This is a genomic window from Roseovarius tolerans, assembly GCF_900109855.1.
Classification (GTDB): Bacteria; Pseudomonadota; Alphaproteobacteria; order Rhodobacterales; family Rhodobacteraceae; genus Roseovarius; species Roseovarius tolerans.
In genome coordinates, this window is the sequence record NZ_FOBO01000043.1 from 1 (window position 1) to 2,980 (window position 2,980).

The 2,980-nt window shown below is 53.9% G+C and carries 1 rRNA gene; it reads left to right on the forward strand.

Annotated features, from left to right (window positions below):
- Nucleotides 1-22: 22 nt before the first annotated feature.
- A 23S ribosomal RNA gene (locus tag BMX04_RS18825) occupies nt 23-2,852 on the forward strand.
- The last annotated feature ends 128 nt before the right edge of the window (nt 2,853-2,980 follow it).

Here is a 2,980-nt window from a genome sequence, read left to right on the forward strand (position 1 = left end):
CAGTCTTGCTTTTTCTGGATCAAATCAAGCGCGAAAAGGGCGTTTGGTGGATGCCTTGGCAGTAAGAGGCGATGAAAGACGTGATACTCTGCGATAAGCCATGAGGAGCTGAGAATAAGCTTTGATCCATGGATTTCTGAATGGGGCAACCCACCTGACAGTTTGTTATTGTTACCTTCGGGTAGTCAATAACGGGCTGAAACAGGTACTTAAGGACTGAATACATAGGTCTTTAAGAGCAAACCCGGAGAACTGAAACATCTAAGTACCCGGAGGAAAGGACAGCAATAGCGACTCCCCTAGTAGCGGCGAGCGAACGGGGACCAGCCGAGCCTGATAAGTGACCAGAACATGTTGGGAAGCATGGCCATAGCGGGTGACAGCCCCGTATGGGAAGCTTTGAAGGACGTATCAAGTAGGGCGGGACACGTGAAATCCTGTCTGAAGATCGGAGGACCACCTTCGAAGGCTAAGTACTCCTTACTGACCGATAGCGAACCAGTACCGTGAGGGAAAGGTGAAAAGCACCCCGACGAGGGGAGTGAAACAGTACCTGAAACCGAACGCCTACAATCAGTCGGAGCTTCCTTGTGGAGTGACGGCGTACCTTTTGTATAATGGGTCATCGACTTGGTCTATCCAGCAAGCTTAAGCCGTTAGGTGTAGGCGCAGCGAAAGCGAGTCTTAATAGGGCGTCGAGTTGGATGGATCAGACCCGAAACCGAGTGATCTAGGCATGACCAGGATGAAGGTACGGTAACACGTACTGGAGGTCCGAACCCACACCTGTTGAAAAAGGTCGGGATGAGTTGTGCCTAGGGGTGAAAGGCCAATCAAACTCGGAGATAGCTGGTTCTCTGCGAAATCTATTTAGGTAGAGCGTCATCCGAATACCCTCGGGGGTAGAGCACTGGATGGGTAATGGGGCCCCACAGGCTTACTGATCCTAACCAAACTCCGAATACCGAGGAGTACTAGATGGCAGACAGACTGCGGATGCTAACGTCCGTAGTCGAGAGGGAAACAACCCTGACCTACAGCTAAGGCCCCCAATTCATGGCTAAGTGGGAAAGCAGGTGGGACGACCAAAACAACCAGGAGGTTGGCTTAGAAGCAGCCATCCTTTAAAGATAGCGTAACAGCTCACTGGTCTAAACAAGTTGTCCTGCGGCGAAGATGTAACGGGGCTCAAGCCATGAGCCGAAGCTTAGGATGCCGTAAGGCATGGTAGCAGAGCGTAGTGTGACATAGTCTCATTCCTCTTTAGGGTCCTTCGGGGCCCCATGGAGGAGAGAGGCTTTCGATGAAGCGGGCGCGTGAGCGATCCCGTGGAGAGATCACTAGTGAGAATGATGACATGAGTAGCGACAAAGAGTGTGAGAGACACTCTCGCCGAAAGTCCAAGGGTTCCTGCTTAAAGCTAATCTGAGCAGGGTAAGCCGACCCCTAAGGCGAGGCCGAAAGGCGTAGTCGATGGGAACCAGGTTAATATTCCTGGGCCAGATGGAAGTGACGGATTGCAGAGGTTGTTCATCCTTATCGGATTGGATGGGCCGCTGAGCAGTTCCTGGAAATAGCTCCATCATGAGATCGTACCCTAAACCGACACAGGTGGACTGGTAGAGAATACCAAGGCGCTTGAGAGAACGATGTTGAAGGAACTCGGCAAAATACCTCCGTAAGTTCGCGAGAAGGAGGCCCGGTTCCTAGGCAACTAGGGGCTGGGGGCACAAACCAGGGGGTGGCGACTGTTTACTAAAAACACAGGGCTCTGCGAAGTCGCAAGACGACGTATAGGGTCTGACGCCTGCCCGGTGCCTGAAGGTTAAAAGGAGAGGTGAGAGCCTTGAATTGAAGCCCAGGTAAACGGCGGCCGTAACTATAACGGTCCTAAGGTAGCGAAATTCCTTGTCGGGTAAGTTCCGACCTGCACGAATGGCGTAACGACTTCCCCGCTGTCTCCAACATCGACTCAGCGAAATTGAATTGCCTGTCAAGATGCAGGCTTCCCGCGGTTAGACGGAAAGACCCCGTGCACCTTTACTACAGCTTCGCACTGGCATCAGGATTGTGATGTGCAGGATAGGTGGTAGGCTTTGAACCCGTGACGCCAGTCGCGGTGGAGCCTCCCTTGAGATACCACCCTTCGCACTCTTGATGTCTAACCGCGGCCCGTTATCCGGGTCCGGGACCCTGCGTGGCGGGTAGTTTGACTGGGGCGGTCGCCTCCTAAAGCGTAACGGAGGCGCGCGAAGGTTGGCTCAGAGCGGTCGGAAATCGCTCGTTGAGTGCAATGGCAGAAGCCAGCCTGACTGCGAGACTGACAAGTCGAGCAGAGTCGAAAGACGGCCATAGTGATCCGGTGGTCCCGAGTGGAAGGGCCATCGCTCAACGGATAAAAGGTACGCCGGGGATAACAGGCTGATACTGCCCAAGAGTCCATATCGACGGCAGTGTTTGGCACCTCGATGTCGGCTCATCTCATCCTGGGGCTGGAGCAGGTCCCAAGGGTACGGCTGTTCGCCGTTTAAAGAGGTACGTGAGCTGGGTTTAGAACGTCGTGAGACAGTTCGGTCCCTATCTGCCGTGGGTGTAGGATACTTGAGAGGAGTTGCCCCTAGTACGAGAGGACCGGGGTGAACGAACCACTGGTGGACCTGTTGTGGCGCCAGCCGCAGTGCAGGGTAGCTATGTTCGGACAGGATAACCGCTGAAGGCATCTAAGCGGGAAGCCCCCCTCAAAACAAGGTATCCCTGAGGGCCGTGGTAGACCACCACGTCGATAGGCCGGAGATGTAAGCGCAGCAATGCGTTCAGTTGACCGGTACTAATGGCCCGATAGGCTTGATTTGATCCAGTAACAACAAGACTGGAAACACAATCAAAAGCATACACAAATACACAATGTACATGACTTGGAATACTCCAGCCGAAGGACAGGCGGCTGGTGACACCCGTCCTCGTAGCCCTCCGGGCGCCA